The 6,472-nt window shown below is 66.0% G+C and carries 6 protein-coding genes; 4 read left to right on the forward strand and 2 right to left on the reverse strand.

Features of this window, described 5'->3' with window-relative positions:
- The coding region (locus ACK5F2_RS00850; protein ID WP_409862105.1) for a histidine kinase dimerization/phospho-acceptor domain-containing protein at window positions 1-1,385 on the reverse strand (1,385 nt) is incomplete at its 3' end.
- 300 nt (window positions 1,386-1,685) lie between these two features.
- On the opposite strand from ACK5F2_RS00850, the gene ACK5F2_RS00855 reads away from it, so the two are divergent.
- Genes ACK5F2_RS00855 through ACK5F2_RS00870 form a run of 4 tightly spaced genes read left to right on the forward strand, consistent with a single transcriptional unit; the run spans window position 1,686 to window position 5,254 of the window.
- Complete coding sequence (locus tag ACK5F2_RS00855) at window positions 1,686-2,609, forward strand: branched-chain amino acid ABC transporter permease (RefSeq protein ID WP_409862112.1); 924 nt, start codon at window positions 1,686-1,688, stop codon at window positions 2,607-2,609.
- Between the two features lie 21 nt (window positions 2,610-2,630).
- On the forward strand, window positions 2,631-3,722 hold the full coding sequence (locus tag ACK5F2_RS00860; protein ID WP_409862107.1) for an ABC transporter permease subunit: 1,092 nt from the start codon (window positions 2,631-2,633) through the stop codon (window positions 3,720-3,722).
- Between the two features lie 18 nt (window positions 3,723-3,740).
- Complete coding sequence (locus ACK5F2_RS00865; protein ID WP_137945848.1) at window positions 3,741-4,517, forward strand: ABC transporter ATP-binding protein; 777 nt, start codon at window positions 3,741-3,743, stop codon at window positions 4,515-4,517.
- 17 nt (window positions 4,518-4,534) lie between these two features.
- Window positions 4,535-5,254, forward strand: coding sequence for an ABC transporter ATP-binding protein (locus tag ACK5F2_RS00870; RefSeq protein ID WP_171018496.1), 720 nt, complete (start codon window positions 4,535-4,537; stop codon window positions 5,252-5,254).
- 49 nt (window positions 5,255-5,303) lie between these two features.
- On the opposite strand, the gene ACK5F2_RS00875 is transcribed toward ACK5F2_RS00870, so the two are convergent.
- On the reverse strand, window positions 5,304-6,326 hold the full coding sequence (locus tag ACK5F2_RS00875) for a Bug family tripartite tricarboxylate transporter substrate binding protein (protein WP_409862110.1): 1,023 nt from the start codon (window positions 6,324-6,326) through the stop codon (window positions 5,304-5,306).
- Between the last annotated feature and the right edge of the window lie 146 nt (window positions 6,327-6,472).

Below are 6,472 nucleotides of genomic sequence, written 5' to 3' on the forward strand. Positions count from 1 at the left end.
GCGCTCTGCGCCTTGCGGGCAAAGGTCTTGAGCTGCCGGGTGATCTGGCTCATGCGCTCGACCATGGCGTCGATGGCGCCCAGGTTCTCGCCCACGGTGCTGTAGCGGCCTTTGTCGAGCAGCAGCAGGCTGTTGCGCGAAAGTGCGCGCAGCGCGGTCAGGGGTTGATTGATTTCGTGGGAAATGCCGGCCGACATCTGCCCCAGCACGGCCAGCTTGGCCGCCTGCATCAGCTCGTCCTCGGCTTGCAGGCGCTGGGCGATCTGGCGCTTGAGTTCGGCATTGCTGAGCTGCAACTCGGCCGTGCGTTCGCTGACCTGGTGTTCCAGCTCAGCATGGGCGCGCCGGCGCGCCAGCAAGTAAAGCACCAGCAGACTCAGGGCCGCACCCAGCGCTGCGCCACCCCAAGCGACAAAGCGAGCCTGACGCCACACTTCGGCGGGGTCAGACAAAGTCACAAGGCGCAGGCCCAGGGGCACCACGGCGAGTTCCTGGGCCAGCAGACGGTGGCGCCGCTCGGGCGTGGCCGGGTCCCACGACGGCAGGGAAACCAGGGCATTTTGCTGCTGGCTCAAGGTGCCCATGTCCAGGCCCAGCGAGGCCTCGAGCGTGCCGGCGTAGTGGCCGCTGCTGCGCAGTGCCGCGCGCTGCTCGACCGTGCTGGGGCCGAGCAGGTGGTACTTCCAGGCTGGCACCGAGGACATGATGACCACCCCTTGGCCGTCGACCACCAGTAGCTTCTCGCCCAGGGAGCGCAAGCCCTGGTCCACCCAGATCGCTTCCAGGGGCGCCAGATTGAGCTTGAGCACGATCTGCCCCCAGCGCTGCCCCGCGCGCTTCAGGGGCTGAACCAAAAAATAGTCGCTGCTGCCCTTGTCCTCGTGAGCCGCAAAAAACTGGCCTGGCCCACTGAGCAGACTCTCGCCCAGGCGCTCCGCCAGGCGGCGCGCTTCGGCGTCGGGCGCCGTATCGGCACGGTTCAGTGGTCCGTAGTTGTTGCTGGACGCCAGCACCCGGCCCTGCGCGTCACTGATGAACGCCAGACTCAAGCCTGAGCGCACGCGTACGCTGGCCAGCTTGAGCCGGGTCTGGGCGCGCAGGTCCTCGCTTCCGGGCTCTGCCAGCAAGCGCTGGACGTCGGCATCGACGCCAAGCAAGCCCGGCAGATAAGCGTGGCGTGCCAGCTCGGCCTCCAGGCTGGCGGCGTAGAGCTCCAGGCGTTCATTGGCCACCGCGGCCAGTTGGGCCATGCCGGCGCGCTCGCTCAGGCGCTGGCCCAGCGCCGCGCAGAGCAGGACCAGGGTCAGGGCAGCCAGAACCAGAAGCAGGGTTTGCAGGCGCCATTGCGGCAGGCGCCAGGGGCGGGGAAGGGGGCTTGAACTCATGAGGCGGAGGGGCAGGGCTGCGTAGTGTGCCCAATGTGTACCGTGCTGTCGCGCGCCCAGCGGCCGCTGCGCCACAGTGACCTCACCCGCTTGGCACCGGGGCCGGGCGGAATTCCGCTCTGCCTGTTGCGCGGCTGTGCGGGATTCCGCTCAAGGGTGCTTGGCGCATCTGCCCATAGCTTGCCGGCGCTCATGGGAGGCCCTCGGTGTATACCCGCAAGCCTTGGTTTTTGGCATGTCGCTTGCACACCTTCATGGCAGTTCGACGCCACAGTCGACGTAAAAAAAAGGACGACAACTATGGAAACTTTTTTCCAGCAAATCATCAACGGGCTGGTGCTCGGGAGCATGTATGCGCTGGTGGCGCTGGGGTACACGATGGTGTACGGCATCATCAACCTGATCAATTTTGCGCACGGTGAGATTTTGATGGTGGGGGCGCTGGTGAGCTGGACGGTGATCAGCGCGCTGTCGGGCTCAGGCCTGCCGGGCTGGGCGCTGATGCTGATCGCGCTGGGCTGTGCGGTGCTGGTGTGCACGACGCTGAACTTTTTGGTGGAGAAGATTGCCTACCGGCCGCTGCGCAATGCGCCGCGTCTGGCGCCGCTGATCACGGCCATGGGCATGTCGCTGCTGCTGCAGACCCTGGCCATGATCATCTGGAAGCCCAATCCCAAGCCCTTCCCGCTGCTGTTGCCGACCACGCCGATTGACTTGGGCGGGCCGGTGATCACAGTGACGCAGTGCGTGATCCTGGGTGCGACGGTGATGATTCTGGCCACGCTGATGTGGCTGGTGAATCACACGAAACTGGGCCGCGCGATGCGTGCCACGGCCGAGAACCCCAAGGTGGCGGGCCTGATGGGGGTGAAGCCTGACTTCATCATCTCGACCACCTTTGTGATCGGTGCGGCGCTGGCCGCGGTGGCCGGCCTGATGTGGGCGGCCAACTACGGCACGGTGCAACACACCATGGGCTTCATGCCGGGGCTGAAGGCCTTCACGGCGGCGGTGCTGGGCGGCATTGGCAATCTGGCCGGGGCCATGGTGGGCGGCGTGCTGCTGGGCCTGATCGAGGCCATCGGTGCGGGCTATCTGGGTGACCTGACCGGCGGCGTGCTGGGCAGCCACTATGCCGACATCTTTGCCTTCATTGCGCTGATCCTGGTGCTGACGCTGCGGCCCTCGGGCCTGCTGGGCGAGCGCGTGGCGGATCGGGCTTGAGGCCCCAAGGAGACACAGACCATGCAACAACAGAACAAACTCTTCGTCTTCCTGCTCTCGGCCCTGGGCCTGCTGGTGGTGCCGCTGATTGCGCAGCAGTTCGGCAACGGGCCGGTGCGCATCATCGACCTGGCGCTGCTGTACGTGATGCTGGCCCTGGGCCTGAACATCGTGGTGGGCTACGCCGGTCTGCTGGACCTGGGCTATGTGGCCTTCTACGCGGTGGGCGCGTACATGTTCGCGCTGCTGGCGAGTCCGCACCTGAGCGAGAACTTCGAAGCCTTCCGGGCCATGTTCCCCGACGGGCTGCACTCGCCGCTGTGGATCGTGATCCCGCTGGGCGCGGGGCTGGCGGGCTTCTTCGGCGTGATGCTGGGGGCGCCGACCTTGAAGCTGCGCGGGGACTACCTGGCCATCGTGACGCTGGGCTTTGGCGAGATCATCCGCGTGTTCCTGAACAACCGGGAGCACCCGGCCAACATCACCAACGGCCCGCGCGGCATCGGCCAGATCGACTCGATCCGCTTCTTCGGGCTGGACCTGGGCAAGCCCACCGAGCTCTTCGGCTTCGTGCTGCCCTCGGTGACGCTGTATTACTACCTGTTCCTGGCCCTGGTGGTGGCCTCGGTGGTGATCTGCTACCGGCTGGAGAACTCGCGCATCGGGCGGGCCTGGATGGCCATCCGCGAAGACGAGATCGCCGCCAAGGCCATGGGCATCAACACCCGCAACTTGAAGCTCTTGGCCTTCGGCATGGGCGCGACGTTTGGCGGCGTGGCCGGCTCGATGTTCGGCGCCTTCCAGGGCTTTGTGAGCCCCGAGTCCTTCAGCCTGCAGGAGTCGGTGATGATCGTGGCGATGGTGGTGCTGGGCGGCATCGGCCACATCCCCGGCGTGATCCTGGGGGCCTTGCTGCTGGCCATGCTGCCCGAGGTGCTGCGCTATGTGGCCGGGCCGCTGCAGGAGATGACCGGCGGACGGCTGGACGCCTCCATCCTGCGCCAGCTCTTGGTGGCGCTGGCCATGATCAGCGTGATGCTGCTGCGTCCGCGCGGCCTGTGGCCCTCGCCCGAGCACGGCAAGGCCGCGCCCGCGCCCACCGACAAGAAGTAAGAGCAAGGACTGACCCCCATGACTGACACCGTACTGAGCGTCAAAGGCGTCTCCAAGCGCTTCGGCGGGCTGCAAGCCCTCTCCGAAGTGGGCATCGAGATCAAGAAGGGTCAGGTCTACGGCCTGATCGGCCCCAACGGCGCGGGCAAGACCACCTTCTTCAACGTCATCACCGGCCTGTACACCCCCGACGGCGGCAGCTTCATGCTCGGCGGCGAGCCCTACACGCCGCAAGCCGTGCACCAGGTGGCCAAGGCCGGCATCGCACGCACCTTCCAGAACATCCGGCTGTTCGCCGACATGACGGCGCTGGAGAACGTGATGGTGGGCCGCCACATCCGCACCGGCTCGGGCCTGATGGGCGCGATCTTCCGCACCCCCGGCTTCAAGGCCGAGGAAGCCGCCATCGCGCAGCGCGCGCAGGAGCTGCTGGACTATGTGGGCATCGGCAAGTACGCCGAGTTCAAGGCGCGCACGCTGAGCTACGGCGACCAGCGCCGCCTGGAGATCGCCCGCGCGCTGGCCACCGACCCCAAGCTGATCGCCTTGGACGAGCCGGCCGCCGGTATGAACGCCACCGAGAAAGTGGTGCTCAGAGAGCTGATCGACCGCATCCGCAAGGACGGCCGCACCATCCTCTTGATCGAACACGACGTCAAGCTGGTGATGGGCTTGTGCGACCGCGTCACGGTGCTGGACTACGGCAAGCAGATTGCCGAAGGCACGCCGTATGACGTGCAGCGCAACGAGAAGGTGATCGAAGCCTATCTGGGCGCGGGCCACGCCGCCCACTGAACAGGAAGCAAAACAAGATGTCAGACACACAAACCCTGCTCAAGGTCACGAAGCTGAAGGTGGCCTACGGCGGTATCCAGGCCGTCAAGGGCGTGGACTTCGAAGTCAAGAAGGGCGAACTCGTCAGCCTGATCGGCGCCAACGGCGCGGGCAAGACCACCACGCTCAAGGCCGTCACCGGCATCCAGCCGGTGGCCGACGGCGACGTGCTCTACAAAGGCCAGTCCATCAAGGGCCAGGGCGCCTGGGACCTGGTCAAGCAAGGCCTGGTGATGGTGCCTGAGGGGCGCGGCACCTTCACCCGCATGACCATCACCGAGAACCTGCAGATGGGCGCCTACATCAGGAACGACGCCGAGATCCAAAGCGATATGGAGCGCATCTTCGGCATCTTCCCGCGCCTGAAGGAGCGCCGCAACCAGCTCGCCGGCACGATGAGCGGCGGCGAGCAGCAGATGCTGGCGATGGGGCGCGCGCTGATGGCGCGGCCCGAGGTGCTGCTGCTGGACGAGCCCAGCATGGGTCTGTCCCCCATCATGGTGGACAAGATCTTCGAGGTGGTCAACGACATCCATCAGCAGGGTGTGACGGTGCTGCTGGTGGAGCAAAACGCCAGCCGCGCGCTGCAACTGGCCAACCGTGGCTATGTGATGGAGTCCGGTGAGATCACCATGACCGGCGAGGGCAAGACCTTGCTCAATGATCCCAAGGTCCGGGCTGCTTATCTGGGGGAGTAGGCTCGATTCAGTCGAGCATCAAAAAAGGCGGCCGAGGCCGCCTTTGCGCTTAGTCCAGCTTCGCGCCGGAGTCCTTGACGACCTTGCCGTACTTGGCCAGCTCGGTCTTGACGAAGGCGCCGAACTGCTCGGGCGTGCTCGGTGCCGGCTCGGCCATCAGCGTGGCCATGCGGCTCTTGATCTCGGGCGAGTTCAGGGCCTCGACGAAGGCGGCGTTGAGCTTGGCCGTGACATCGGCCGGCAGCTTGGCCGGGCCGAACAGGCCGAACCAGGTATTGATGTCGAATTTGCTCAGGCCCAGGGCGGCCGGGCTTTCGGCAATCGTCGCCAGCTCGGGCTGGGCCGAGGTGCGCTTGGCCGTGGTCACCGCCAGGGCCTTGAGCTTGCCCGACTTGATATTGGCCGAGGCGCTGGCCAGATTGTCGAAGTTCAGATCCACCTGACCCGACACCAGGGCCAGCTGGGCCGGGTTGCCGCCGGAGTAGGGGATGTGGGTCATGAAGATGCCGGCCTGGGCCTTGAACATCTCGCCGGCCAGATGGCCGGCACTGCCATTGCCGCCCGAGCCGTAGTTCAGCTTGCCGGGATTCTTCTTCGCATAGGCGACCAGATCGGCGACGCTGTTGATGCCGAGCTTCTGCGCGGTCTCAGCATTCATCACCAGCACATTGGGTACGCGGGCGACCAGGGTGATCGGCGTGAAGTCGCGGATCGGATCGTAGGGGATCTTGGCAAACAGCCAGGGGTTGATCGCATGAGTGGCGACTGCGCCCATCACGATGGTGGTGCCGTCCGGCGTGGCCTTGGCGGCCATGTCGGCGCCCAGATTGCCGCCGGCACCGGCCTTGTTCTCGACGACGATGACGCCCAGCTTATCCTTGGCACGCTCGGCCAGGCTGCGGGCGACGATGTCCAGCGGGCCGCCCGGGGCATAGGGCACGATCAGGCGGATCGGCTTGTTGGCCTGGGCCAGTGTCGGGCCTGCCGAGAGCAGGCTGAAAGAAGCGCCAAGACCCGCCACCAGCATGCGACGGGTCTTGGAAGAGAGGGTAGAGCGGGAGGTGGTAGTCATCCCGCTAGCCTAGCAGCAGCGCTCTCCTGGTAAACCCGGATCAGGCGCTAAGCGCACGCCCGCTGCCGCCAGAGTGCGGCAGAGTTCACGCCGGGCGGACCAGCTTGGCACGCGCCCAGGCATCGGCCACGCGGGCGGGGGTCGAG

This window comes from Roseateles sp. (genome assembly GCF_046300915.1).
In the GTDB taxonomy this organism is placed as follows: Bacteria; Pseudomonadota; Gammaproteobacteria; order Burkholderiales; family Burkholderiaceae_C; genus Kinneretia.